The 24,093-nt window shown below is 58.1% G+C and carries 24 protein-coding genes and 1 tRNA gene; 15 read left to right on the top strand and 10 right to left on the bottom strand.

All coding sequences use genetic code 11. The features are described from left to right. Positions 1 to 4 precede the first annotated feature (4 nt). Both ABJO75_RS14075 and ilvA read left to right on the top strand, forming a co-directional pair. The gene (locus ABJO75_RS14075; protein ID WP_348432490.1) at positions 5 to 778 is read left to right on the top strand and encodes a hypothetical protein; all 774 of its coding nucleotides are present in this window, start codon (positions 5 to 7) and stop codon (positions 776 to 778) included. 62 nt (positions 779 to 840) lie between these two features. Next, positions 841 to 2,067 (top strand): threonine ammonia-lyase IlvA, encoded by a 1,227-nt coding sequence (gene ilvA / locus ABJO75_RS14070; protein WP_348127007.1) that lies wholly within the window; start codon positions 841 to 843, stop codon positions 2,065 to 2,067. A gap of 76 nt (positions 2,068 to 2,143) precedes the next feature. Here the strand turns inward: ilvA and ABJO75_RS14065 are convergent, their stop codons facing one another. Next, positions 2,144 to 2,476 carry an Hpt domain-containing protein gene (locus ABJO75_RS14065; protein WP_348127005.1) on the bottom strand — a complete coding sequence of 111 codons (333 nt, stop codon included), beginning with the start codon at positions 2,474 to 2,476 and terminating at the stop codon, positions 2,144 to 2,146. A 161-nt stretch (positions 2,477 to 2,637) separates the two neighbouring features. Here ABJO75_RS14065 and ABJO75_RS14060 point away from each other — a divergent pair, with 161 nt between their 5' ends. Continuing rightward, positions 2,638 to 3,915 carry a fused response regulator/phosphatase gene (locus tag ABJO75_RS14060; RefSeq protein ID WP_348127003.1) on the top strand — a complete coding sequence of 426 codons (1,278 nt, stop codon included), beginning with the start codon at positions 2,638 to 2,640 and terminating at the stop codon, positions 3,913 to 3,915. On the opposite strand, the gene ABJO75_RS14055 is transcribed toward ABJO75_RS14060, so the two are convergent. Then, on the bottom strand, positions 3,905 to 4,357 hold the full coding sequence (locus ABJO75_RS14055) for an NUDIX hydrolase (protein WP_348127000.1): 453 nt from the start codon (positions 4,355 to 4,357) through the stop codon (positions 3,905 to 3,907). The two genes, ABJO75_RS14060 and ABJO75_RS14055, sit on opposite strands and share 11 nt — an antisense overlap. A 77-nt stretch (positions 4,358 to 4,434) precedes the next feature. On the opposite strand from ABJO75_RS14055, the gene ABJO75_RS14050 reads away from it, so the two are divergent. From ABJO75_RS14050 to ABJO75_RS14020, 7 genes are all read left to right on the top strand, one after another. Then, positions 4,435 to 5,421, top strand: a complete 987-nt coding sequence (locus tag ABJO75_RS14050; protein ID WP_348126997.1) for an Hsp33 family molecular chaperone HslO — start codon at positions 4,435 to 4,437, stop codon at positions 5,419 to 5,421. After that, positions 5,411 to 6,010, top strand: coding sequence for a CoA pyrophosphatase (locus ABJO75_RS14045; RefSeq protein ID WP_348126994.1), 600 nt, complete (start codon positions 5,411 to 5,413; stop codon positions 6,008 to 6,010). The genes ABJO75_RS14050 and ABJO75_RS14045 overlap by 11 nt, the downstream gene beginning before the upstream one ends. Continuing rightward, positions 6,007 to 7,161 carry a CCA tRNA nucleotidyltransferase gene (locus ABJO75_RS14040; RefSeq protein ID WP_348126991.1) on the top strand — a complete coding sequence of 385 codons (1,155 nt, stop codon included), beginning with the start codon at positions 6,007 to 6,009 and terminating at the stop codon, positions 7,159 to 7,161. Before ABJO75_RS14045 ends, ABJO75_RS14040 begins: the two co-directional genes overlap by 4 nt. A gap of 171 nt (positions 7,162 to 7,332) precedes the next feature. Beyond that, complete coding sequence (locus tag ABJO75_RS14035; RefSeq protein ID WP_348126988.1) at positions 7,333 to 9,171, top strand: ABC transporter ATP-binding protein; 1,839 nt, start codon at positions 7,333 to 7,335, stop codon at positions 9,169 to 9,171. Continuing rightward, positions 9,168 to 11,000 (top strand): ABC transporter ATP-binding protein, encoded by a 1,833-nt coding sequence (locus ABJO75_RS14030; RefSeq protein WP_348126985.1) that lies wholly within the window; start codon positions 9,168 to 9,170, stop codon positions 10,998 to 11,000. The genes ABJO75_RS14035 and ABJO75_RS14030 overlap by 4 nt, the downstream gene beginning before the upstream one ends. 38 nt (positions 11,001 to 11,038) lie before the next feature. Continuing rightward, positions 11,039 to 12,265, top strand: a complete 1,227-nt coding sequence (locus tag ABJO75_RS14025; RefSeq protein ID WP_348126982.1) for a class I SAM-dependent RNA methyltransferase — start codon at positions 11,039 to 11,041, stop codon at positions 12,263 to 12,265. 90 nt (positions 12,266 to 12,355) lie between these two features. Next, the gene (locus ABJO75_RS14020) at positions 12,356 to 12,856 is read left to right on the top strand and encodes a L,D-transpeptidase family protein (RefSeq protein ID WP_348126979.1); all 501 of its coding nucleotides are present in this window, start codon (positions 12,356 to 12,358) and stop codon (positions 12,854 to 12,856) included. 21 nt (positions 12,857 to 12,877) lie between these two features. Here ABJO75_RS14020 and ABJO75_RS14015 read toward each other — a convergent pair whose 3' ends face one another. The 3 genes from ABJO75_RS14015 to ABJO75_RS14005 all read right to left on the bottom strand — a co-directional run bounded on the left by ABJO75_RS14015 (position 12,878) and on the right by ABJO75_RS14005 (position 13,804). Then, on the bottom strand, positions 12,878 to 13,033 hold the full coding sequence (locus ABJO75_RS14015) for a hypothetical protein (protein WP_348126976.1): 156 nt from the start codon (positions 13,031 to 13,033) through the stop codon (positions 12,878 to 12,880). 287 nt (positions 13,034 to 13,320) lie between these two features. Then, a tRNA-Ala gene (locus ABJO75_RS14010) sits at positions 13,321 to 13,396 on the bottom strand. Between the two features lie 78 nt (positions 13,397 to 13,474). Continuing rightward, the gene (locus ABJO75_RS14005) at positions 13,475 to 13,804 is read right to left on the bottom strand and encodes a TIGR02300 family protein (RefSeq protein WP_348126973.1); all 330 of its coding nucleotides are present in this window, start codon (positions 13,802 to 13,804) and stop codon (positions 13,475 to 13,477) included. Positions 13,805 to 13,907: 103 nt separating this feature from the next. Here ABJO75_RS14005 and ABJO75_RS14000 point away from each other — a divergent pair, with 103 nt between their 5' ends. Together ABJO75_RS14000 and ABJO75_RS13995 are read left to right on the top strand one after the other, a co-directional pair. After that, entirely contained in the window at positions 13,908 to 14,588 is a 681-nt protein-coding gene (locus tag ABJO75_RS14000) for a SprT family zinc-dependent metalloprotease (RefSeq protein ID WP_348126970.1), read from the top strand. A 46-nt stretch (positions 14,589 to 14,634) separates the two neighbouring features. Continuing rightward, on the top strand, positions 14,635 to 15,285 hold the full coding sequence (locus ABJO75_RS13995) for a GntR family transcriptional regulator (RefSeq protein WP_348126968.1): 651 nt from the start codon (positions 14,635 to 14,637) through the stop codon (positions 15,283 to 15,285). A 319-nt stretch (positions 15,286 to 15,604) separates the two neighbouring features. Here ABJO75_RS13995 and ald read toward each other — a convergent pair whose 3' ends face one another. Further along, positions 15,605 to 16,720: an alanine dehydrogenase gene (ald, locus tag ABJO75_RS13990; RefSeq protein ID WP_348126965.1), complete on the bottom strand. Its 1,116-nt coding sequence runs from the start codon at positions 16,718 to 16,720 to the stop codon at positions 15,605 to 15,607. Between the two features lie 141 nt (positions 16,721 to 16,861). Here ald and ABJO75_RS13985 point away from each other — a divergent pair, with 141 nt between their 5' ends. Continuing rightward, a complete protein-coding gene (locus ABJO75_RS13985) occupies positions 16,862 to 17,320 on the top strand; it encodes an Lrp/AsnC family transcriptional regulator (protein WP_348126962.1) in 459 nt (152 codons plus the stop codon). Positions 17,321 to 17,455: 135 nt separating this feature from the next. Here the strand turns inward: ABJO75_RS13985 and ABJO75_RS13980 are convergent, their stop codons facing one another. From ABJO75_RS13980 to ABJO75_RS13965, 4 genes are all read right to left on the bottom strand, one after another. Further along, positions 17,456 to 17,683 carry a WGR domain-containing protein gene (locus ABJO75_RS13980; RefSeq protein ID WP_348126959.1) on the bottom strand — a complete coding sequence of 76 codons (228 nt, stop codon included), beginning with the start codon at positions 17,681 to 17,683 and terminating at the stop codon, positions 17,456 to 17,458. Positions 17,684 to 17,738: 55 nt separating this feature from the next. Continuing rightward, a complete protein-coding gene (locus ABJO75_RS13975) occupies positions 17,739 to 18,440 on the bottom strand; it encodes a response regulator transcription factor (RefSeq protein ID WP_348126957.1) in 702 nt (233 codons plus the stop codon). Continuing rightward, the gene (locus tag ABJO75_RS13970) at positions 18,437 to 20,308 is read right to left on the bottom strand and encodes a PAS-domain containing protein (RefSeq protein ID WP_348126954.1); all 1,872 of its coding nucleotides are present in this window, start codon (positions 20,306 to 20,308) and stop codon (positions 18,437 to 18,439) included. Before ABJO75_RS13970 ends, ABJO75_RS13975 begins: the two co-directional genes overlap by 4 nt. Positions 20,309 to 20,371: 63 nt before the next feature. Then, positions 20,372 to 20,971 carry a 2-hydroxychromene-2-carboxylate isomerase gene (locus ABJO75_RS13965; RefSeq protein ID WP_348126951.1) on the bottom strand — a complete coding sequence of 200 codons (600 nt, stop codon included), beginning with the start codon at positions 20,969 to 20,971 and terminating at the stop codon, positions 20,372 to 20,374. Between the two features lie 212 nt (positions 20,972 to 21,183). On the opposite strand from ABJO75_RS13965, the gene ABJO75_RS13960 reads away from it, so the two are divergent. Continuing rightward, on the top strand, positions 21,184 to 23,157 hold the full coding sequence (locus ABJO75_RS13960) for an AMP-binding protein (protein ID WP_348126949.1): 1,974 nt from the start codon (positions 21,184 to 21,186) through the stop codon (positions 23,155 to 23,157). Positions 23,158 to 23,247: 90 nt separating this feature from the next. Continuing rightward, positions 23,248 to 24,066 carry an ABC transporter ATP-binding protein gene (locus ABJO75_RS13955; protein ID WP_348126946.1) on the top strand — a complete coding sequence of 273 codons (819 nt, stop codon included), beginning with the start codon at positions 23,248 to 23,250 and terminating at the stop codon, positions 24,064 to 24,066. The last annotated feature ends 27 nt before the right edge of the window (positions 24,067 to 24,093 follow it).

Genomic DNA, 24,093 nt, shown 5'->3' with positions numbered 1-24,093 from the left:
AACTTTGAAAGCTTGGAACATCGTTGTCCATTCCGTCGGGATGTTGATCAGAAACGCCGAGCAGGTGCTAAAGATCGGCCTGCTGCCGTTGTTGATCGTGTGTGCGGTTGTGTATGCGATCCTGTCGATGGGAGGGTTCAGCATGATCTCGCTTATCGACCCGGAGGCAATGTATGAGATGTTAAAGGCCGATGAAGGTTTTGCTTACCTGAGTCTGGCAGTGATCATCTACATGTTGGGCTTCTTGTGGATCGTCATTTCCTGGCATCGATTTGTTTTACTTGAGGAATACCCCAATCGATGGCTCCCGCCGTTTCGGCTTGGCCCTGTGCTTGCCTATGTCGGTCGGTTTCTGATGATTTGTCTGATCCTGGGCCTGTTTATGTTTATAGTCATGTTCGGGCTCACATCCCTCGGTGGGATCGGCTCAGGCGGGGCCGTCGCAGTAAATCTTCTCTACCTGCTGTTTATGTTCGTCTTGTCACTCGCGTTCTATCGGTTCCTTCCCGTTTTGCCGGCGGCTGCGATTGAAAAGCCACTGAAGTTGTCCGAAGCTTGGGCCGCGACCAATGGTGCGACGAGTACGTTGATCGTGGTCGTTCTGTTTGCTGGCTTGGTGAATTTCATGCTGAGTCTTCTTATCGGCACAACCTCCATGCTCACGCCATTTCTTATGTGGCCGTCGCTTTTGATCGTATGGATGCTCCAATTGTTCTTCAACGCGAGCCTGATGACCACCTTGTACGGGCATTTTGTCGAGGGACGGTCTTTTGACTAAACCGTCAGGCGCGGCGGGCTCCGGGGCTTGTTATGGGCGGTTTGCTGGGCCATTGATGCCGGATGAGCGATTTTCAGGATAAGGCCCGGCTTGCCGAGGTAGCCATGCGCGAGGTGTTCCCGCAAACGCCGCTGCAGCGGAACGTTCATCTGTCCGATCGATTCGGCGCGGATATCTGGCTTAAACGCGAAGACCTGAGCCCGGTCCGATCCTACAAGCTGCGCGGGGCCTTCAATGCCATGCGCAAATTGCCGGAACAGAAGCTGTTTGTGTGCGCCAGCGCCGGAAACCATGCGCAAGGCGTGGCATTCATGTGCATGCATATGGGGGTCAAAGGCGTGATTTTCATGCCGGTCACCACACCGCAGCAGAAAATTCAAAAGACCCGCATGTTTGGCGGTGATCATGTCGAGATACATCTGGTCGGTGACTATTTCGACGTAACTCTGGCTAAGGCGCAGGAGTGGTGCAAACAAGAAGGTGGATATTTTCTGTCACCGTTTGACGACGAGGATGTCATCGAAGGGCAGGCATCGGTCGCCGTTGAAATTGAGGATCAGTTGGGCAAGGCTCCGGATATGATCCTCTTGCCCGTGGGTGGCGGTGGCATGTCATCCGGTGTGTCTACCTATTTTGGTCAAGACACCCACGCCGTCTTTGTCGAGCCGGCCGGTGGTGCCTGCCTGAAAGCCGCGCTGGCGGCAGGGCATCCGGTTACTTTGCCGCACGTCGACACCTTTGTTGACGGTGCGGCCGTTGGGCGGATCGGGGAAAAGACGTTCGCGTTACTGAAGGACTTTCCCCTGTCAGACGTGATCGTTCTGCACGAAGACCGCATATGCTCCACGATGATCGAGATGCTGAATGTCGAAGGCATCGTTCTTGAACCGGCCGGAGCTTTGTCTGTCGAGGCGCTTGGCGAGTTGCAAACCGAGATTCGCGGCAAGACGGTCGTTTGCGTCACGTCGGGCGGCAATTTCGATTTCGAACGCCTGCCTGAAGTCAAAGAACGTGCGTTACGGTACTCAGGGGTCAAGAAATACCTGATCTTGCGATTACCGCAACGGCCCGGTGCATTGCGAGATTTCCTCGAAATTCTTGGACCAGACGACGATATCGCGCGATTTGAGTACCTAAAGAAATCGGCACGCAATTTCGGGTCGGTTCTGATTGGTATCGAAAGCAAGCACTCGGACAGCTTCGTGCGGTTGTTCGCGCGCTTAGACGAGGCCGGGTTTGCCTACCGCGACATCACCAATGACGACACCTTGGCGCAGTTTCTGGTCTAGAAAATGTCGACCACGTGCCAATCCAAGATCACCAATCTTATCTTCGTACGCGGCAAGTTCACATACCGACTTTCGATCAAGCGGCCAGCCGCACTGGCAATTCGGCAAGAAATCCAGCCTTGGATCTCTCGAATTCCGCTATGATTTCGGGGACGTTCACCTGATCTGCCTGCCCATCTGCGCAAACGCGTTCCCCGACCTGACAAAGGTCTGAGAAAGTAGCGAAACCCAAGCTTAGTGCGCTGCCTTTGAGGAAATGCAAATCCTGCTCAAGTTGCGATATGTCCGGTGCCGTCCGTAACTTTGCAATGACCTCTTCGACTTCTTCCAGAAAGAGTTCGACGACCTCGTCAAATTCTTCAGCGCCAACTTCGCCACACAGTTCGTTTACCCGAGACCAATCAATCATGTCTCATCCATCATCATACTCGAAAACCATAGCATGCGCACAGACTGGGCAAATGCCGGGTAAATGAACAGGGGCATACTGCGAACAAATTTAACCTTCATTCGCGGTTAAGCTGTAGCGCTCAAGATGAGGCGAAACAGGTAACAAAACGCGGATTCACCATGTCTACTGCTATTCCGGCAAGCCGGATTCAGATCGCAGGCCAATCTGATTTCAGGTCGATTCGACAGGTTCTTCTGGTGGATGACAGCCGCCTGCAACGCCGCATCATCGCCTCATCGCTCAAAAAGTGGGGCTTTGATGTCATCGAAGCGGAAAGCGGTGATATGGCGATAGAACTATGCCGCAATTTCCGCCCCGATCTGGTCTTGAGCGACTGGATGATGCCGGGGATGTCCGGGCTGGAATTCTGCCGCGTCTTTCGAGACTTGTCTGGTGCTGATTATGCCTATTTTATCCTTCTCACCTCCAAGAGCGAAAAGAACGAGGTCGCCCAGGGTCTGGACGCTGGGGCGGATGATTTTCTGACCAAACCGGTTAATGCCGACGAGTTGCGCGCGCGCATCTCTGCAGGCGAGAGAATTCTCGAGATGCAGCGCGAATTGTCGGATAAGAACAAGATGATATCCGACACGCTCGCCCAGCTTCGCGTAGCCTATGACACGATCGACAAGGATCTGATTCAGGCCAAGAAGATCCAGCAATCCCTCGTCCCCGAACTCTCGCGGACCTTTGGCCGCTCGCGGGTAAGCCTGTTGTTGAAACCTTGTGGCCATATCGGTGGCGATCTGGTGGGGATGTTCTCGCCAAACGATCAAAAAGTCGCATTTTATTCGATCGATGTTTCCGGTCATGGCATTACATCCGCGATGATGACCGCCAAACTGGGTGGTTTGCTGAGCAGTGACTATCCGGATCAGAATTTGGGCATGGATCGGCAGGCTGATGGAAGCTACGCCTTTCGGGATCCTGGAACAGTTGCCAAGATGCTGAACGAACGATTGCTCGCGGATTCCGGGATCGAGGAATATTTTACCATGATCTACGCCGTAGCTGACCTGCAATCCGGCGTTCTGAAGATGGTACAATCAGGACATCCGTGTCCGTTGATACTGCGCGCTGACGGAGCTTCGGAATTCGTGGGCGAGGGTGGCGTTCCCATTGGATTGCTGCCGGAAATCAAGTGCACGCAATTTGATATCCAATTGAGGCCGGGCGACAGGGTCCTGCTTTACTCTGACGGCTTTACGGAAAGCAGGCTGACCAATGGCGAGATGCTGGAAGAGCAGGGATTGGTGAATCTGATCAAAGGATGCCCGGACAAGCGCGCGGGAAAGGAATTTCTGAATGATCTTTTCTGGGCCTTGACCCAAAAAATGTCGCCCGAATTTGGAATGGAGGATGATGTCTCCGCCACTTTATTCGAGTTCAGGGCCTGATGATTGACGTGACAAGCATCGACGCAAAATGTCTGTCGCCCGCGTTTCCCAACACTTTTGCCGCCATAGAGGCCGACGCCCAGATCTCCTGATGCAAAGGTTCGGTCGGGGGGCCGATCCGCAGCGTTGGCCGGGCGACGTAGATCAGACAGATCTTTTCTGCCCAGAGATCATACTCGGGCATATAGACGAAACGGCGAAAGGCCCCGATACGGCGTGGTTCCGCGATATGCCAGCCGGTTTCCTCGTATACTTCTCGATGCAGCGCTCTGACCGGAGATTCACCCGGGTCCACTCCGCCTCCAGGAAGCTGCAGATCGGGGTCCGGATCGGATTGACAGGTCAAAAGCAGATGCTTGCCCTTGGGCAGAAGCGCATAGGCTCCGACCCGGCGCACATAGGTTTGGCCCTTCTCCGGCGGCGCGCCAAAGCGTCGTATCATTGATTTTGCCCTTACATCGCCGGTTGCGGCCCCTATATAGCCTCGGTATGCCAATCTGCGGCGCGTAAGGAAACCCCATGACTATTGGATCAAAACTCGCGTGGGACGACACGGTTCTGCCTTTTCAACTGGACGCATCGGATATGCGCGGCCGGGTTGCCCGGCTGGATGGCGTACTGGGCGGCATCCTTGGACAGCACGCCTATCCCCCGCAAGTCGAGGCGCTGGTCGCGGAAATGGCCTTGCTGACCGCTCTGATCGGCCAGACGGTCAAGCTGCGTTGGAAACTGTCTTTGCAGGTTCAATCCAAGGGTGCGGTTCGCATGATCGCCACGGATTACTATGCGCCCACGACCGAGAGTGAGCCGGCGCGCATTCGGGCCTATGCCAGCTATGATGCGGATCGGCTGACTGACGAGGCTCCATTTGCGCAGGTTGGCGAGGGCTATTTTGCAATCATGATCGATCAGGGCAAGGGCATGGCACCCTATCAGGGTATTACGCCTCTGGCCGGAGAGTCGCTGAGTGCCTGTGCCGAAGCCTATTTCGCTCAGTCCGAACAATTGCCGACGCGTTTCTCTCTGAGTTTCGGAAAATCTTCCGAACCCGGCAATCCCGAACATTGGCGCGCGGGCGGCATCATGCTTCAGCATATGCCCAAAGCCTCGCCTTTTGTCGCGACCGAGCAAGGCAGCGGCGAGGTGTTGAGCGCAACAGACCTCGTTGATGGCGCAGAAGGTGAAAACTGGAACCGGGTGAATATCCTCCTCGATACGGTTGAGGACCTAGAGTTGATCGGGCCTGTGGTGCCGCCCACTGATCTGCTGGTTCGGCTATTCCACGAAGAACAACCCCGTGTCTTTGACGCGCAGGCGGTTCGCTTTGGGTGCACCTGTTCAGAGGACCGGGTGCGGCAAAGTCTGTCGATTTACTCCGCACAGGACATCGAAAAGATGACCACCGAAGAGGGTCTGGTCACAGCAGATTGCCAGTTCTGCAGCGCGCATTACGAGCTTGATCCGGCGACGGTCGGGTTTGACGCCAAGGATGCAGATGGCACGTGATACGATTTCTCGGCTGAAAGCAGCGCTTGATCGGTCGGGAGCTGCCTCCTCCGATTTTGACCTGAACCCGGGAACGGTACTGCCGCCGGGACGTAAGCTGCGCCCCGCGGGCGTGCTGGTGGCGATTTCGCTGGCACGCGACGAGCCGCGCGTAATCCTGACCAAACGGTCTTCGTTTCTCAAGCATCATCCGGGACAGATCGCCTTTCCTGGCGGCAAGCAGGACGAAGGCGATGCGGATGTGACCGCCGCAGCTCTGCGCGAGGCACGCGAGGAAATCGGATTGCCGGAGGGGCTGGCCGAGGTTCTGGGACACATGCCAGAGCACGAAACGGTAACGTCATTCAGAGTGACGCCGGTGATTGCAGTGCTGCGGCAGGATTTCCGTATCGTGCCCGAACCGGGCGAAGTCGACGAGGTGTTTTCCGTGCCTCTTGACCACTTGATGCGGCCGGAAAACTATCTGATCGAGTCGCGTCGTTGGCGCCGGCAGCGCAGGTATTACTTTACGGTGCCTTACGGTCCTTATTACATCTGGGGTGCCACCGCGCGCATGCTGCGAGCCTTGGCCGACCGGATGCAGGAATGACCAGACTTACCGCCGACTGGATTACAAACCCCGCGACCCGCGCTGTCTGTATCGCCTTGGGCGGTGAGGGTGCGCAGGTTCTCTTTGTCGGCGGTTGCGTTCGCAATACGTTGTTGGATGTCGATGTCAGCGATATCGACATTGCCACCGATGCGACCCCAGATCAGGTTGTGGCGCTCGCCAAGGCTGCTGGGATCAGGACTGTGCCGACGGGTATCGACCATGGCACGGTGACACTTTTGCAGGATGGCCTGCCGCACGAAGTGACAACCTTTCGCAGAGACGTCTCGACCGATGGCCGCCGTGCAATTGTGGCATTTTCGACCGATGTGGCAGAGGATGCATCGCGGCGGGATTTCACCATGAACGCGATCTATGCACGCCCGGACGGAACGGTGGTTGATCCGTTGGATGGATTGCCTGACCTGCGCGCGCGCCGGGTTAGGTTTATCGGCACTGCAGAGGACCGGATTCGCGAAGACTACCTCCGTTCGCTTCGGTATTTCCGCTTTCATGCCTGGTATGGCGATCAGGAGTCCGGATTTGACACCGATGCGCTGGCGGCGATTGCCGCCAATCTGGACGGCCTAGACCTCTTGTCGCGAGAGCGGATCGGGTCGGAGATGCGAAAGCTCTTGTCAGCACCCGACCCGGCGCCTTCGGTGGCGGCAATGCGGACGACAGGTGCGTTTGCACGCTTCCTACCCGGTGCGGATGACAGATCATTGGCGCCGCTGGTACATGTTGAATCCGTGGCTGGTGTACTCCCAAATCCATTGCGCCGGTTGGCGGTCTTGGGTGGAACGGATGCCGCGGATGCGTTGCGTCTCAGCCGTGCAGAGGCGGCATCGCTCGACCGGTTGCGCAATGCGGCGGTTTCGACGACCGGTGCTGCGGAACTCGGCTATCGGCTTGGTGTAGGTGAGGCGGGGGATGCGCTGCTGGTCCGTTCTGCTCTCCTTGAGCAACCATGGAGCGCAGAGTTTGAAGATCAGGTCAGCCGGGGTGCCGCCGCACAGTTTCCGATACGGGCCAAAGATCTGATGCCACGCTTTCAGGGGCCGGAACTGGGTGCGGAACTGGCTCGTTTGGAAACGCTTTGGATCGGCTCCGATTTTTGCCTGGATCGGGATGCGCTGCTCGCCCTTTGACTTTTGGCGTGACAAATTGGCGATCTTCGTCTAATTCAACTCCTGAAACATTCGGAGGGTACGAAATGTATTACGGGATTTGGTTCAGCCTACGCTGATACGCCACCCGTTTGGGTGGCTGACAGACGTCACCCCTTGCATTTCGTATTCGGCTCGTCAGGAGCGCCCGCCATGTTTCGTTACTTTGAAAATCTCGTTGACCCCTATTGTGACTACCCCGAGGTAGATCGCCCGCCCACCCGGCTTTGGCCGTTCATGATGGCCTATGCCCAGCCTTTTAAAAAGGTGTTCTGGTGGACTGGGTTGTTGTCGATTGTGGTTGCCGCGGTCGAAATCTGGCTCATCTACTACATGGGCCGGATCGTCGATATGCTGGGCGGAGAGCCGAGGCAGGTGATCTCCGAGCACGGCTTTGAACTGGCGCTGGTGGCGCTGTTCATCGTGTTTCTGCGCCCGATCCTGCATATGTTTGACGTCGCGATGTTGAACAATGCGATCCTGCCGAACTTTGGCACGCTGATCCGCTGGCGGGCGCACAAGCATGTCTTGCGACAGTCGGTTGGCTGGTTCGAGAATGATTTTGCCGGACGGATCGCCAACCGCATTGTGCAAACCCCGCCTGCCGCCGGCGAGGTGGTGTTTCAGGTCTTTGACGCGATATCCTTTTCGCTCGCCTACATGATCGGCGCGGCGGTCCTGTTGATGGCGGCAGATGCCCGGTTGATCATTCCCTTGCTGATCTGGTTTGTCCTTTATGGTGCGCTGATCCGTTGGACCGTTACCCGTGTCGGACCAGCCTCGCAGGCGGCATCCGATGCACGGTCGACGGTCACGGGGCGTGTGGTCGACAGTTATACCAACATCCATTCGGTCAAGATGTTCGCGCATCACGACCACGAATTGTCCTATGCCAAAGAGGCGATCGAATACACACGTCGGACCTTTCAGGTCGAGATGCGGATATTCACGATCATGGACATGACACTGGTCGCGCTGAACGGGTTGCTGATCGTCGGGGTGGTCGGTTGGGCGATCTATCTTTGGGCGATTGGCCAGTCGAGCGTTGGCGTTGTTGCGGCGGCCACCGCGCTGACCCTGCGGCTGAATGCAATGACGGGCTGGATCATGTGGGCGCTGACCAGCTTTTTCCGCGAGCTTGGCGTGGTGTCCGAAGGGATGCAGACCATCGCGCAGCCGATTGATCTGGTCGATGCAAAGGATGCACAGCCGCTGAAGCTGGACAAAGGCAAGATCGAAATTCGCGATCTGTCGCACCACTATGGGCGCGAAACCGGAGGGCTGGATAACATCAGCTTGACGATTCAGCCCGGTGAAAAAATCGGACTGATCGGGCGGTCCGGCGCGGGTAAATCCACGTTGGTCAAGCTGCTTTTGCGGTTCTACGATGTCGAGTCGGGGCAGATCCTGATCGACGGGCAGGACATCGCAACCGTCTCTCAGGACAGTCTGCGCAGCCATATCGGCATGGTGCAACAAGACAGTGCTTTGCTGCATCGCTCTGTGAGGGACAACATCCTCTACGGACGACCAGATGCGAGCGAGGCCGAAGTGATCGCGGCGGCAAAACAGGCCGAAGCGCATGATTTCATTCTCGATCTCGCTGACATGGAGGGGCGCACCGGTTACGACGCGCAGGTCGGTGAGCGGGGCGTAAAGCTCTCCGGAGGTCAGCGGCAGCGGGTGACGCTGGCGCGGGTGATCCTAAAGAATGCGCCGATCCTGCTGCTTGACGAAGCGACAAGCGCACTGGATTCCGAGGTCGAGGCAGCGATTCAAGATACGCTCTATGGCATGATGCAGGGCAAGACGGTGATTGCCATTGCGCACAGGCTTTCTACCATTGCACAAATGGATCGTATTCTTGTCATTGATCAAGGCCGCATTGTCGAACAGGGCAGCCATGCTGAACTGTTGGAGCAACAAGGCCAATATGCCGAGTTCTGGGCGCACCAGTCCGGAGGTTTCCTGAGTACCGAGGCCGCTGAATGAAACTTGCCAATCTGATCGAACCCTTTCGCCGAATCGAAACGCCCCCGCCACAAACGCTGGGGGCGTTCATCCGCTGGTGCCTGACGGGTGCCTGGCCGATGCTGTTTGTCGCGGCGGCGTTCTCCGGGCTGGCTGGCGCGATGGAGGCGGGGACGGCGTGGATGCTGGGCATCGTCATCGATACGGCGGTATCCAGCGGGCCAGAAGGGGTTTTTGACGGCGCGAACATGGTGCGGATCGCCGCGGCGATTGCGTTTTTTATGATGATCCGCCCGGCGCTGTTCGGCCTGTCTTCGGTGGCGAACAATTATATCGTCATGCCCAATATCACGCCGTTGGTTCTGTCGCGGCTCAACCGTTGGACGTTAGGCCAGTCGGTGACGTTCTTTGACGATGATTTCGCCGGGCGCATCGCACAGAAACAGATGCAGACCGCAAATGCGCTGACCTCCATCGTGTCCGAAGTGATCAGCGCGATTGTCTTTGCGTTGGCATCGATGCTGGGGTCGTTGATATTGCTGGGATCCATTCACCCCGGCGTCATGCTGCCGTTTGCGGCATGGCTGGTGGTCTACTTCCTGCTGATCCGCTGGTATTTGCCGCGCATTCGCGAACGCTCTGCGGCGCGGGCCGGGGCGCGGGCAATGGTGACCGGTCAGGTCGTGGACACGATCACCAACATCAAGACGGTCAAGCTGTTCGCGCATGCGGAAAACGAAGACGACGCCGCGCGCGAGGCAATGGCCGTGCTGCGGGATCGGGCGCTGGAGTTTGGCTGGCTCTCGGCCAGCTTCCGGTTCTTTCTGATGACACTCGCCGGGGTTCTGCCGGTTATGCTGATTGGGGCGACGCTGTTGCTGTGGCGAACAGGTGGCGCATCGGCCGGTGATATCGTCGCGGCCGGTGCCATTTCGATCCGTATCGCGCAGATGACAGGCTGGGTCAGCTTCACCTTGATGGGCATCTATGCGCATGTGGGCGAGGTCGAAAACGGCATGCAAACGCTGGCCACCCGCAACCGCGTCGAAGACAGCACCGGTGCAAACGAACTGACTGTTAATCGCGGTGAAATCGTGTTTGACGGGGTCGAATTTGCCTATGGGCGGGACGTGGGCGGTGTCCAGCGGATCGACCTGACGGTGAAACCGGGCGAAAAGCTGGGGATCGTGGGTGCATCCGGGGCCGGAAAATCGACGCTCGTATCGCTATTGCTGCGACTCTACGATTCCGAGGGTGGCGAAATCCGGATTGATGGTCAGGCCATTTCCGGGGTGACGCAGGACAGTCTGCGGCGGCAGATCGGTATGGTCACGCAGGAAACCGCGATGTTCAACCGTTCGGCGCGTGACAATATCTTGTATGGGCGGCCAGACGCGACAGAGGCCGAGGTCATAGCCGCCGCCGAACATGCCGAAGCAGATGAGTTCATCAATGACCTGCAGGATTCGCGCGACCGGGAAGGGTATGACGCCCATCTGGGCGAGCGCGGGGTAAAGTTGTCAGGTGGCCAACGACAGCGTATCGCTCTGGCTCGTGCGATCCTGAAAGACGCGCCGATCCTCGTGCTTGACGAGGCCACCAGCGCGCTTGATTCCGAGGTCGAGGCATCGATTCAGGACGCTTTGCACAAAGTCATGGAAGGCAAGACGGTACTGGCGATTGCGCATCGGCTGTCCACGCTGTCTGAAATGGACCGCATCATCGTCATGGATGCGGGTCGAATCGTGGAATCCGGCGCACACTCGGATCTGCTGGCCAAGGGCGGTTTGTATGCCCAGTTCTGGAATCGGCAGTCTGGCGGGTTTATCCATACCGAAGCTGCGGAATAAGGGCTTTTGCCGAGGCACTCTGCCTTGTATCAGGCCCCATGGTCACACAACATGAAATCCTGCGTCTTGGGCATCAGGGCGATGGCGTCGCAGCGGGGCCGGTCTATGCACCGGCCACATTGCCCGGAGAAACAGTTAGCGGAACCCTGAGTGGGTCCCAGCTGACAGAGGTTCGGATCGAAACGCCGTCTGCGGACCGGGTGCAACCACCGTGCCGTCACGCAAAATCCTGTGGCGGGTGCCAATTGCAACATGCATCGGATGCGTTCGTATCTGCATGGAAGCAAGAGATTGTTGCGACGGCCATTGAGGCACAGGGGCTCGCGGCGCCGATACGCGGTATCGTCACGTCGCCAGCCCAAACGCGCAGGCGCGCGGTGGTGTCTGCCCGGCGAACCAAAAAGGGGGCGATGGCTGGCTTTCACGCGCGCGGCTCTGACGTGATCATCCAGATACCCGACTGTCAGTTGGTTGACCCAAAACTGCTACCCGGATTGCCGGTCGCCGAGGCGCTTGCGGTTGTGGGGGCCAGTCGCAAGGGCGAATTGTCCGTCACCCTGACCGTGACAGAAAACGGACTGGACGTTGCGGCGACAGGTGGAAAGCCGACCGATGGACCTTTGGAAATTGCGCTGGCACAGGTGGCAGAACGGTTCGATCTGGCGCGGCTTGCCTGGGACGCCGAGGTCATCGCCAAGCGGCAACCACCGGTTCAGAGATTCGGCGCCGCAAATGTCGAGCCACCGCCGGGCGCGTTTCTGCAGGCAACACCAGAGGGCGAGGCTGCATTGCTTGCCAGCGTACAGGAAATCGTCGGGGACGCCGCCCGCATTGTCGATCTGTTTGCCGGATGTGGTACCTTCAGCCTGCCGCTGGCGGCCTCTGCCGAGGTTCTCGCCGTTGAGGGTGACGCCGAAATGATTAAGGCGCTCGACCAGGGTTGGCGTCGGGCACAGGGGCTAAAGAAAATCACCGGCGCAGTGCGTGATCTGTTTCGCAGGCCGCTTGTCCCAGATGAACTCCGGAAATTCGATGCGGCGGTTCTCGACCCACCGCGCGCTGGTGCCGAAGCGCAGGTTGCTGCGCTTGCCGACTCCCGGCTGGACCTGATCGCGTATGTGTCCTGCAACCCGGTGACCTTTGCGCGGGATGCGCGGGTGCTGGTGTCGTCCGGCTATCATCTGACATGGGTTCAGGTGGTTGATCAATTTCGCTGGTCTTCGCATATTGAACTCGTGGCTGCGTTTTCGCGCAATGAAGCATAAGAAATTGGTCATTCCCCGCAAATGTGATTTTGCGTTTGTCGCAACAAACGTTATTCGGTGAATTGAGGCAGAAAAAAAAGAGAGCAGCAAATGAAGCGGCGTATATTCGGGTTGGGGGCGGTGGCGTCCCTCGCGGTGGCTGGGTGTTCGACCCAGTCGAAGTTTCGCAGGTACAACGGCCCAGAAGTGACATCGGTTGTCGTGAACAAGGGTCAGCGGCGTATGTACCTGCTGAACAACGAGGATATTCTGAAATCCTATGATTTTGATCTGGGGTTCACACCGACCGGGCATAAACAGTTTGAGGGCGATGGAAAGACGCCGGAAGGCACCTATCTGATCGACCGGCGGAATCCCCGCAGCCAATACCACTTGTCGATCGGAATCTCCTATCCGAACTCCCAGGATATCGCGAATGCGATCGCAGCGGGCCGACGCCCCGGTGGTGAAATCTTCATTCACGGCCAGCCGAATGCCAAAAAGGCCAAGGGCCGCGATTGGACGGCCGGATGCATTGCCGTCAAGAATGACGAGATCGAAGAGATCTATGCGATGGTAACGGATGGCACCCTGATTACCCTGAGACCATAAGGCGGGGACATGGGGCCCCGATCAGACAAGTGCTTCAATCTGGCGTTTGGTGAAGTCCTGCAAATAGGTCATCTGTTCATCGGACTTTAGTACAGGCGCGCCCGTGTCGCCCCAGTTCAGACCCTCAAGCATCGCACAATAAAGCGCCGTGCAAAATCTCTGATCCTCGTCGGTCATGAGATAGCGCCCGAAATGGCACGACAGACCTTGGGTCGCTTTTAGCGTCGAAGAGATGAACTCATTCTCTGATGCTGCGGCAAACGCTCCATGAATTTGCCGCAGCAGGTCTATGAAACCCAGCCGGTCATTAACAGGCAGCAGGCGAGCCGTTCGAGAATTTGTGCAAAACGGTCCATGTCGGTGCTGCTGTGGCGCGCCCGATGGGTCGACGTCACTCGCCCATTCAAATCGGTAGAATCTCACCACACATCTGAACTAGAAACGTATCTGATTGGAGTGTGTTTTGGTGGAGCCTAGGAGGATCGAACTCCTGACCTCTTGCATGCCATGCAAGCGCTCTCCCAGCTGAGCTAAGGCCCCAAAACCGTGCCGTGGTGTCTAGGCGCTAGAACCGGCGGGATCAAGTGCAAAAATATCCCGCCAGTCGCGATTTTATGATCAGTCTTCTTCTTCGACCGGGACGTCCGCGATTTCTTCCAGAGAGACATCATCATCGTCGTCATCGTCTTCCAGTAGATCATCATCCAGATCTACATCAACGGTGTCGTCGTCATCTTCCAGTACGGCGTCATCGTCACCTCCGGCCTTTTTCTTGGCCTTCAGCGTTTCGGCGTCTTCGGAGTCGGCCGAAATCATCCGGCTCTTGCCGGCGACGATTTCAACGATGTCACCCGTGTATGGGCTGACGATTGGGTCTCTGTTCAGGTCGTAGAACCGTTTTCCGGTTGTCGGGCACAGGCGTTTGGTGCCCCATTCTTCGTTGGGCATGTTTATCCCCTTGATAATCTGCTGAGTCGCATCGACGATTCCGGTCACGTGCCATATGAGGTGGGCACTGTCAAAGGCTTTAGTCCTGGTTGGAGTATGTAACATGGCTGATCACGTCCTGCCCGGCACGCCACCCGTCGCCCTAACACTCAGGCGATCCGGGCGCGCGCGGCGAATTAGCCTGCGGATTTCGCAGCTCGATGGCAGAGTGACACTGACCCTCCCCACGGGCGTAAGAGAGGTCGAAGCACTTGAGTTCGCAGCCTCCAAAGCCGATTGGATTCGTGGCCACCTGGACAAGCGCCCCGACGAAATGTCGGTTCAGATCGGGGCAAGCTTGCCGATTGAGGGGATAGAGCACAGAATCGTGCCAGCGACCGGGCGGCGCGTCATGCGGCACGAGGGCGAAATTGGCGTGCCCGAAGATGCCCCCGGGCGCCGTTTGCAGACATGGCTTAAGGAACTGGCGCGTGATCGGCTTGTGGCGGCCAGTGATCACTATGCGGACCGACTGGGGCGTCCCTACACGCGGATCACGCTGCGCGACACGCGCTCCCGCTGGGGCTCCTGTACCTCGGATGGTGGGCTCATGTTCTCTTGGCGACTCATTCTCACACCTCCGGAAATCCTGCGCTATGTGGCGGCACATGAGGTCGCGCATCTTGCGGAAATGAACCACTCGCCAGCGTTCTGGGCGACTGTCGACAGGCTCTATGGGCCTTGCGAGGCAGAACGACGGTGGTTGCGCCGCGAGGGGGCAACGTTGCATCGGTACCGGTTCTGACGCGCGAGCAGGTTGACCTGTCAGGGATTTGTGATCACAAAGGATCATGATCACGACACGCCCTACGGAATCACCCTTGGTTGCTGCACACGATCGGGTGTACCGGACTCTGCGCGCGCGGATCATGCATGGTGAGATTGCGCCTGGACTTGCGCTGACCTTGCGCGGGATTGGCAAGGAATTTGATGTTTCCATGACGCCCGCTCGGGAATCCGTGCGTCGGCTTGTCGCCGAAGGGGCGCTGTCCTTGACAGCATCTGGCCGTGTTTCGACCCCGGAGCTGACAAGCGAGCGGATCGAGGAACTCGCTGCGCTTCGCGCCTTGCTTGAGGTCGAACTTGCCAGCCGGGCGCTGCCCCGCGCCCATATTGCGCTGATCGACAGGTTGCAGACCATCAATTCCAACATTGCCGATGCCGTCGCCGCACGCGATGCGGTTGGCTATATCCGCACCAATCTCGAATTTCATCGCACACTGTATTTGCGCGCCCAGGCACCGGCCATGCTGGCGATGGCAGAAACTGTCTGGCTCCAGCTGGGGCCGACCATGAGGTCGCTCTATGGTCGTCTGCGCCGCACCGAGCCGCCGCATTTCCACAAACTCATCATCGCTGCACTCAAAGCAGGGGATGAACCGGGTCTCAGATTGGCGGTGCGTTCAGATGTGACACAAGGGCTACGCATGCTGACCGGGTGACAGGGTTGGTGCAACGGCTGCCTGCTGCGAAGATTTTTTGTTGCTGGTCTACTCTGGCCGATGGACAGATAAACGGCGTTTCGTTCGGGTCTGGCCAGAGTACTATTGGTCCCAGCGATGAGGCGACCCAGACGAGCAGAGCGTGATTGAGCCGTTTTGGAGACGATCAAACCCGAAAGCGACGGTTACAGCCGCAACACCGCAGTGCGCACGGCGATGACCTTATCCGTCCTTCTGAATAAGGGCAGATCATGGAACCCACCAGCCCCGAAAGCCAACGGATTCAATCTTTGCGTGGACAGCTTGACGGTGGCCGGTTTCAGGCAATTGCCGTTTCGGGCGCGACGACATCCAGTCCCAATGCTTCGCCCACGGCGGCATATGTCAACTGGCCTGCGTGCACGTTCAGACCCGCCAACAAATGCGGATCATCGGCACAGGCCTTTTTCCAACCCTTATCGGCAAGGGCGAGCATGAACGGCATGGTCGCATTGCTGAGCGCGATCGTCGATGTGCGGGCAACAGCGCCGGGCATGTTGGCGACGCAATAATGCATGACGCCATCAACCTCATAGATCGGGTCGCTATGGGTCGTCGCTTTTGAGGTTTCAAAACATCCACCCTGGTCGATCGCCACATCCACAAGGACTGCGCCGGGTTTCATGCTGCTCAGCTGCGCGCGCGTCACCAGCTTTGGAGCGGCAGCGCCGGGTATGAGAACGGCCCCGATCACCATGTCCGCCAAAGGCAGCAGTTCCGCCATCAGTCCGCCGGTCGAATAACCGGTGTTGAACACGTTGCCATAGACATCATCGAGATAGCGCAGCCGCGGCAACGAACGGTCAAGCACGGTGACATCCGCGCCCATCCCGGCGGCGATCCGAGCCGCATGTGTCCCAACGACGCCGCCACCGATCACGATGATGCGGGCCGGTCCGACACCGGGCACGCCGCCCATCAGAACCCCGCGCCCACCGTTGGCCTTTTGGAGCGTCCATGCACCAACCTGTGGGGCCAGTCGCCCGGCAACTTCGGACATTGGGGCAAGCAATGGCAGGCCGCCGTTGCGGTCGGTCACGGTTTCATAGGCGATGGCAGTGCAGCCGCTGTCGAGAAGATCGCGGGTTTGTTCTGGATCGGGTGCAAGGTGCAGGTAGGTGAAAAGCAACTGCCCTTCGCGCAGCATCTTGCGTTCAAGGGGCTGTGGTTCCTTGACCTTGACGATCATGTCGGCAGAGGCAAACACTTCTGGTGCAGTCGCCAGAATCGTCGCACCTGCGGCGACATAGGCGTCATCGTCAAAGCCCGCGCCTATCCCGGCTTGTGTCTCGATCAACACCTCATGCCCGTGCGCGACAGCCTCCTGCGCGGCATTCGGGGTGATACCGACACGGAATTCCTGGGGTTTGACTTCCTTGGGGCAGCCGAGCTTCATGACGAATCCTCTTTTGAGTTCAGGTCTGGCGCAAGTATCGGCGGATACCGCAGCAAGTATCGTGATAATGTTGCTGGTCAACAGATTGCCGATTGAATAATCTTCCAAGAACTTATGATTTTACGCAAGGGAGTTGCACAATTGGGGCTGGACGCACTCGATAGACGTATTCTTGCGGTCCTGCAGGCGTCGGGTCGGATCTCCAATTCGGACCTGTCGGAAAAGATAAACCTGTCCCCTTCGGCCTGTCATCGGCGGGTTCAGCGACTGGACGCCGAGGGATACATTCGCGACTACGTTGCTTTGCTGGATGCACGCAAGATGGGCGTGGGAACCACGGTTTTTGTTGAAATCACGCTGCAAGGGCAGGCGGACGAGGTTCTGGATGCGTTTGAAAAGGCGGTCGCGCTCATTCCCGATGTACTGGAGTGTCATCTGATGGCAGGAACGGCCGACTACCTGCTCAAGGTGGTGGCCGAGAACACCGAAGATTTTGCACGGATACACCGGCAGTTTCTGGCCCGCTTGCCGGGAGTCGCACAGATGCAGAGCAGTTTTGCCCTGCGCACGGTGTTCAAGACGACGGCGCTGCCGGTCTGAAATTTGCACGCCTCAAATGACCGAACAGTGACTGCAGATCGATGGCGGGCACGAAGTATACAGGCAAATAACTGCGCAATTCGCATTGGGAATCTGTGGGTTCGGCGCTATCAGATTACTGTTGAAATCCCGGGATCAGGCTCTGGCGTAACCACGGCCGATCGCGCGGTTGCGATGCTGATCTGCCGCAATCGACGCATCGCGCAGGTTGCCGTAAACGTTGATCACACCGTGTCCGCGCCCACGTGCCACACCCCATTCACGCAGCACAGAAACCTCGCCAAACAGGTTCATCGCGATTTCAACGCGATAAAACCGAGGGGCGCGGCAGGGTGTTTGGCGATAGAGCAGACAGATGGCCATGACCGAATCTTAGGGCGCGAAATCACGCCGGGCAAGGGAGAAAACAGCCTGTCGGTCAGCTCCAGGCGACATCGCCAAGAAAGATGTACCCGGCACCGTAAATGGTCTTGATCAGCCGCGGATTCTTGGGGTCTTCGCCCAGTTTCGTGCGCAGTCGCGAAATACGCACATCCATCGCGCGGTCAAAGCTTTCTCCGGCAGCGCCGCCAAGGCTTTCCTGCATCTGTGCACGGCTGATGAGGCGTTTGGGGCTGTCTAGAAACAGGCGCAGAACCTCGGCTTCGGCATGGGAAAAGGGCGTCTCCTCGCCGTCTGCGTTTTCTAGCGTGTAACGTTCAAAATGCGCGGTCCAGCCGTTAAAGCGCGCGGTATTGCCTGATTTTGGCGTCGCACGATTGCTGCGCAGACGGGCACGAATGCGCGCCACCACTTCGGTCGGATCAAAAGGTTTGGTGATATAATCGTCGGCACCAAGTTCGAGCCCCGCCACCCGGTCCTGTACCTGCGCCCGACCCGAAATGATGATGACCGACGCACCCTGCTCCAGCGCTAGACGATGCACCAGCGCTAGGCCATCGGTGTCGGGCAAAGACAGATCGACAAGGCAGACATCCGGTGTGACGTGCTTTAGCGCCGCCTCAAATTCGCGGGCTCGGGCAAAGCTCTGGGTGCGGAAACCCGCCTCGCTCAGAACCTCGCCCAGCATCTGCCGGATTTCCGGCTCGTCGTCGAGAATGGTGACAAAGGGTTCACTCATGCGGCGACCTCGGGTTGGATCAACGCCGCGAGTTGGGCGGCGGAAAAGGGCTTGCGCAGGACTGGCGCGCGGGCGAGGGCGGCGGTGTGCAGCGGATCATCCGGAGGTAGCGACGTCATCAGGATACAGGGCAGGCCGCTGGCGGACAGCCTGTCTAGCAGGTCAAGTCCCGACCCGCCATCGCGTAGATTGATGTCAGACAGAACCAGCGAGATGTCGTCGATATCAGCGGTCAGGGCGGTGGCCTCGTCTACCGACGTCGCCTCTATCACTGCATGGCCAAGGTCGATCAGCATGTCACGAAAGGTGGCGCGCAGGTCTTCGCTGTCTTCGACCAGCAGGGTCAGTCCGCCGCTGGTGGTGGGCGCCGCACGATAAGGCAGGCGGAGCGTTACGCTCGCCCCGGTTGTTGTGTTGCCCAGTTGCAGGTCGCCGCCGGCGAGCTTGGTCATGTCATAGACCATCGGCAGCCCCAGCCCGCTGCCTTCGCCGCCCTTGGTCGTGAAAAACGGATTCAGCGCGTTGTCGAGCGCGTCGGCTGAGAAACCCGGCCCTGTATCGGTCGCAGTGATCTCGATCCATGTTCGGCCGATGCAATGGGCGCTGATGGTGATCTGGCCGGTGGCGCCACAGGCATCGCGGGCGTTCAGGATGAGGTTTAACAGCGCGTCCTGTAGCATGCCCGGATCAAGTAACAGCGCCTCGTCTGGCATGTGATCAAGTACGGTGAAACCAACGGCCTGCGGCAGGCTAGGTGTCGCCAGCAGCTTGAGGTCAGAGAGCAGCGCGTGCATGTCGGTTGCCTGCGGACGCAAGGTGCGGCCGCTGGTCATATCGGCAAGTCGGTTAAGCAACCGGCCACCACGCCGCGCTGCCGATTGGGTCGCCGTCACCAGATTGTTGGCTTCGGGCGCGAGATCCATCCGGGCAAGTTTGGATTGCATGCCAAGGATGATGGTCAAAAGGTTCGAAAAATCATGCGCCAGCCCGCTGGTCATCTGCGCGGCGAGTGCGCGACGTCGCGATTGCTGAAGCGCGACCCGTGCCTGGGTTTCGCCGGTCACATCCATTGACAGGATATAGACCCCGCCGGTGCCGTCTGGGGTAAAGGCCACGCGAATACGCCGGGCACTGTGGTTCTCGGTAAACTCGAACACCGGGCTTTCACCCTGATAGGCGGCGTTCAGATGCGGTTCGATCCGATCGAAGGCGGACGCGCCAAGTGCCTCGGCGATATGCATGCCGACAATGTCCTGCGGACGACCGGGCATGACGCTGGACAGTCGACGATTGGAATAGGTGTAGCGCCCGTTATCATCCACGTGGGCGATATGGGCTGGCATCATTTCAGTAGTCAGCCGTGTTCGGGCCTCGATTTCGGTCAACTGGCGCTTGGCTTCCTCAAGCGCGGTAATGGTTGCAGCAAGTTCGCGGTTGGTGGCCGCCAAATCTTCGGCATGGGAAAGAACCTGATCGGTCAGCTCTTCGGAGCGTGCGCGCAACAGCGCTTCGGAGCGTTTGGCGCGTGTAATGTCGGTATAGACGGTGACCCAACCACCCTCCGGAAGGGGCGAGCCTTCGATCGAAATGGTCTGGCCATTGGGTCGCTCGCGCTCGACATAATGGGGTTCAAAGGCGAGCGCCTGATTGACGCGTTGCTGCACCGCGCGCTCGATATCATGGTCGGTGCCGTATTCGCCCTTGGTTGCCATATGGCGGATCGTGTCGTCGAAACGGGCGCCAACCTGCACCAGATGATCGGGCAGGTCGAACATTTCCTTGAACCGACGGTTGCAAACCGCAAGCCGCAGATCACTGTCATAAATCGAAATTGCCTGGGCAATCAGGTTCAGACCGACAGTTGTCATCGCCTTTGTCTGGTCGGCACGAGGGGGGATGGCTGTGGTCTCCTCACAAATGGGATGGATCATTTAACCATGGCGAACAGCCCAGTCCAAGGCATCTTGCAGTCGATCATCGCCCCAGAACAGTTCCGTTCCGACCAGAAAGCTTGGCGCGCCGAACAGGCCTTGTTCCCTGGCGGTTTCCGTCGCATGGCGCAGGGCCAGCTTGTTATCGGCCATGTGTGCACGCGTCAGGATGTCCTCAGTCAGGCCAGCACGCGCGGCGCAGTCGCCAAGGACGTCGGGATCGGAAATGTCGCGACCTTCGGCAAATTCCGCGAGATAGACGTTCTGGCAAAAGGCGATGCCGCCGGGTTCCTGCAAGGCAAGCTGTGCAATGCGCGCTGCATGCAGTCCGTTTTGAGGAAATTTTTCCAACCGGCGAAAGGGCAGGCCAAGCTGGTCGGCACGGCGTTGCATGTCGCGCCACATGTAACGTCCCTTCGTCGGATAAACCTTGAACGGTGAATCCGGCAATCCTTGTGCTGCGAAGAGCGGGCCCAAAAGGAACGGTCGCCAGCGGATCGACACCCCGGCAGCCTCGGCTGCGCCGGGCAGGCGCATGGCGCTGAGATAGGAATATGTCGAGGCAAATTCGAACCAGAAGTCCACGACAGGTTTTGTCATCGTTGGCGTCCCTTGAGCAAATTCCCACCCTCAGTTCCCGGCGCATGACGGGCTTTGTCAAGGCAGAGTGGGTCGGTGTTACAATTCGTAAGGATTGGGCAATCTTCAGGAAAAAGTTGACGACGAGTGTCGCGCCGGGTTGTGTAGTCAGTAAGGTCGCAGACAATACGATCGAAGACCGGTTAACAGGCCGGTTGTGGGAGGAAACAGACTTGGCTCAGCCGCTGACAGGCGCCGGTGGATTGCAATCCGTACCGGCGTTGCTTCATCGCAATGTAAACGAATTCGGTTCGTCTTCCGCCTATCGGGAGAAGGAATTCGGGATCTGGCAAAGCTGGACCTGGAAAGAAACCGCAAACGAGATTGAAGCGCTTGCGCTGGGATTGATCAATCTCGGCGTGAACGAAGGCGACTTCATCGCAATTATCGGGCGCAACCGACCGTATCTTTATTGGTCGATGGTTGCCGCGCAGATGGTTGGCGCCGTTCCGGTGCCACTGTACCAAGATGCCAATTCGGAAGAGATGGCCTATGTTCTGGGTCATTGCGGTGCGCGGTTCGTGATCGCGGGCGATCAGGAACAGGTCGACAAGGTGATCGAAGTGCAGGATCAACTGCACCAGTTCGAACATCTGATCTATCTCGATCCACGCGGATTGCGCAAATATGATCATTCACATCTGCACCAATACAGCCACGTGCAGAATCAGGGCCGTGCTGCGTCCGATGAGTTCAGCGCAGAACTGAAAGCTCGGCAGGACAAGCTCGACTACGACAGCACCTGCGTCATGCTCTACACGTCGGGCACCACGGGCAAACCCAAGGGCGTCGTGTTGTCCAACCGCAATGTGATCGAAAGCGCGAAGAACTCCTCTGATTTCGATGATCTGCGCCAGAGCGACGAGATCCTGGCCTATCTGCCGATGGCTTGGGTGGGCGATTTCATCTTTTCCATCGGACAAGCGTATTGGCGCGGCTTTTGCGTCAATTGCCCGGAGAGTCCGGAAACCATGATGACCGATCTGCGCGAGATCGGGCCGACCTATTACTTTGCGCCGCCGCGCGTGTTTGAAACGCAGCTGACGAACGTGATGATCCGGATGGAGGATGCCAGCCCGCTGAAAAAGCGGATGTTTGACACCTATATGGCCCACGCGCGCAAAGTCGGACCCGATATTCTGGATGGCAAACCGGTGAGCTTTGTCGATCGGCTGAAGTACCAGATCGGGGACAAGCTGGTTTATGGTCCGCTGAAGAACACGCTGGGTTTTTCGCGGGTGCGCGTTGGTTATACGGCGGGCGAGGCAATCGGACCGGAGATTTTCGATTTTTACCGCTCGCTTGGGATCAATCTGAAACAGCTTTACGGGCAAACCGAAGCCACTGTGTTCATCACGGCGCAGCCGGACGGTGAGGTGCGGTCGGACACGGTGGGTGTGCCAAGCCCCGGCGTGGAGCTGAAGATCGCGGACAGCGGCGAGGTTTTCTATCGCAGTCCGGGCGTGTTCGTCGAGTACTACAAGAACGCTGAGAGCACTGCGGATACCAAGGATGCCGAAGGCTGGGTGGCGACGGGCGATGCCGGGTTCATTGAGGAAGAGACCGGGCATCTGCGGATCATCGATCGCGCCAAGGATGTGGGCAAGATGGCGGATGGCAGCCTGTTTGCGCCGAAATACGTTGAAAACAAGCTGAAATTCTATCCCAACGTGCTGGAGGCTGTGGTCTTTGGAAATGGCCGCGACCAGTGCACGGCGTTTATCAACATTGACCTGTCGGCTGTGGGCAACTGGGCTGAACGGAACAATGTCGCCTATGCGTCCTATCAGGAACTGGCCGGGCACCCGCAGGTGATGGATACGATCCAGAGCCACGTCGAAGAGGTCAACCGGTCGGTTGCAGAAGACCCGATGTTGTCGGGCTGTCAGGTGCATCGTTTCGTGGTGCTGCACAAAGAACTGGATGCGGATGATGGCGAATTGACCCGCACCCGCAAAGTTCGGCGACGGATTGTCGAAGACAAATACGATGACATCGTCAAGGCACTGTATGATGGCTCGCCCAAGGTGAGCACGGTGACCGAAGTGACCTATGAAGACGGGCGAAAGGGTTCGATCAAGGCGACGCTTGAAGTTCGTGATGCTAAGGTTTTGCCAGTTGTCCCGCAGAAGGTTGCCGCGGAATGAGGGTCGGCCGGACGACGCTCGACCTGCGGTCATCGCCCCGCCCACCGTCCCATGAAGGTACGGACTGCTCGAACATGAAAGGACGCCGCGATGCTTGATGCATCCGAAGGATATGTGACCGAGGATGGCCGCAAGATTGGCGGCGTTGTCATGGAGATGAAGAACATCACCCTGCGGTTTGGCGGGGTGAAGGCGATCACCGACATCAGTTTCGACATTCGCGAGGGTGAGATCCGGGCGATCATTGGCCCGAACGGGGCCGGTAAGTCGTCGATGCTGAACGTGATTTCCGGGTTCTACGTGCCACAGGAAGGCGAGGTCTGGTACAAGGGATCGCGCCGCCCGCAGATGCGACCCTACGAAGTGGCGCGCCAGGGCATCGCGCGGACGTTCCAGAACATTGCCTTGTTTGAGGGCATGAGCGTTCTGGACAACGTGATGACCGGCCGGCTGACACAGATGAAGAGTGGGTTGCTGTCGCAGGCGCTGTGGAAGGGCAAGGCCGAGACTGAGGAAACCGCGAACCGTGACATTGCGGAGAAGGTCATCGATTTTCTGGAGATCCAGCATATTCGCAAGACCCCGGTGTCACGTCTGCCTTATGGCCTAAAGAAGCGGGTTGAGTTGGCGCGGGCGTTGGCGGCGGAGCCGACCCTGTTGTTGCTGGACGAGCCGATGGCGGGGATGAATGTCGAGGAGAAAGAGGACATGAGCCGCTTTATCCTGGATGTGAACGACGAATTCGGCACCACCATCGCGTTGATTGAACACGACATGGGCGTGGTCATGGACCTGAGCGACCGGGTCGTGGTGATGGATTACGGCAAAAAGATCGGCGATGGCACACCGGATGAGGTGCGCAGCAATCAGGATGTGATCGATGCCTATCTGGGAGTGAGCCATGACTGAGCCGGCACGAGTGATGATGGGGAGTGT

The sequence above is a fragment of the Sedimentitalea sp. genome (genome assembly GCF_039973035.1).
Classification (GTDB): domain Bacteria; phylum Pseudomonadota; class Alphaproteobacteria; order Rhodobacterales; family Rhodobacteraceae; genus Sedimentitalea.
Note: the sequence above shows the minus strand (reverse complement) of the source record. Positions and strands in the feature narration are given on the sequence as shown.

What these genes read in the sequence shown, in the direction of transcription:
- ilvA (WP_348127007.1), top strand. Translation starts at nt 841, where the DNA reads ATGAGCGATTTTCAGGATAAGGCCCGGCTTGCCGAGGTAGCCATGCGC.
- ABJO75_RS14065 (WP_348127005.1), bottom strand. Translation starts at nt 2,476, where the DNA reads ATGATTGATTGGTCTCGGGTAAACGAACTGTGTGGCGAAGTTGGCGCT.
- ABJO75_RS14060 (WP_348127003.1), top strand. Translation starts at nt 2,638, where the DNA reads ATGTCTACTGCTATTCCGGCAAGCCGGATTCAGATCGCAGGCCAATCT.
- ABJO75_RS14055 (WP_348127000.1), bottom strand. Translation starts at nt 4,357, where the DNA reads ATGATACGACGCTTTGGCGCGCCGCCGGAGAAGGGCCAAACCTATGTG.
- ABJO75_RS14050 (WP_348126997.1), top strand. Translation starts at nt 4,435, where the DNA reads ATGACTATTGGATCAAAACTCGCGTGGGACGACACGGTTCTGCCTTTT.
- ABJO75_RS14045 (WP_348126994.1), top strand. Translation starts at nt 5,411, where the DNA reads ATGGCACGTGATACGATTTCTCGGCTGAAAGCAGCGCTTGATCGGTCG.
- ABJO75_RS14040 (WP_348126991.1), top strand. Translation starts at nt 6,007, where the DNA reads ATGACCAGACTTACCGCCGACTGGATTACAAACCCCGCGACCCGCGCT.
- ABJO75_RS14035 (WP_348126988.1), top strand. Translation starts at nt 7,333, where the DNA reads ATGTTTCGTTACTTTGAAAATCTCGTTGACCCCTATTGTGACTACCCC.
- ABJO75_RS14030 (WP_348126985.1), top strand. Translation starts at nt 9,168, where the DNA reads ATGAAACTTGCCAATCTGATCGAACCCTTTCGCCGAATCGAAACGCCC.
- ABJO75_RS14025 (WP_348126982.1), top strand. Translation starts at nt 11,039, where the DNA reads ATGGTCACACAACATGAAATCCTGCGTCTTGGGCATCAGGGCGATGGC.
- ABJO75_RS14020 (WP_348126979.1), top strand. Translation starts at nt 12,356, where the DNA reads ATGAAGCGGCGTATATTCGGGTTGGGGGCGGTGGCGTCCCTCGCGGTG.
- ABJO75_RS14015 (WP_348126976.1), bottom strand. Translation starts at nt 13,033, where the DNA reads ATGACCGACGAGGATCAGAGATTTTGCACGGCGCTTTATTGTGCGATG.
- ABJO75_RS14005 (WP_348126973.1), bottom strand. Translation starts at nt 13,804, where the DNA reads ATGCCCAACGAAGAATGGGGCACCAAACGCCTGTGCCCGACAACCGGA.
- ABJO75_RS14000 (WP_348126970.1), top strand. Translation starts at nt 13,908, where the DNA reads ATGGCTGATCACGTCCTGCCCGGCACGCCACCCGTCGCCCTAACACTC.
- ABJO75_RS13995 (WP_348126968.1), top strand. Translation starts at nt 14,635, where the DNA reads ATGATCACGACACGCCCTACGGAATCACCCTTGGTTGCTGCACACGAT.
- ald (WP_348126965.1), bottom strand. Translation starts at nt 16,720, where the DNA reads ATGAAGCTCGGCTGCCCCAAGGAAGTCAAACCCCAGGAATTCCGTGTC.
- ABJO75_RS13980 (WP_348126959.1), bottom strand. Translation starts at nt 17,683, where the DNA reads ATGGCCATCTGTCTGCTCTATCGCCAAACACCCTGCCGCGCCCCTCGG.
- ABJO75_RS13975 (WP_348126957.1), bottom strand. Translation starts at nt 18,440, where the DNA reads ATGAGTGAACCCTTTGTCACCATTCTCGACGACGAGCCGGAAATCCGG.
- ABJO75_RS13970 (WP_348126954.1), bottom strand. Translation starts at nt 20,308, where the DNA reads ATGACAACTGTCGGTCTGAACCTGATTGCCCAGGCAATTTCGATTTAT.
- ABJO75_RS13965 (WP_348126951.1), bottom strand. Translation starts at nt 20,971, where the DNA reads ATGACAAAACCTGTCGTGGACTTCTGGTTCGAATTTGCCTCGACATAT.
- ABJO75_RS13955 (WP_348126946.1), top strand. Translation starts at nt 23,248, where the DNA reads ATGCTTGATGCATCCGAAGGATATGTGACCGAGGATGGCCGCAAGATT.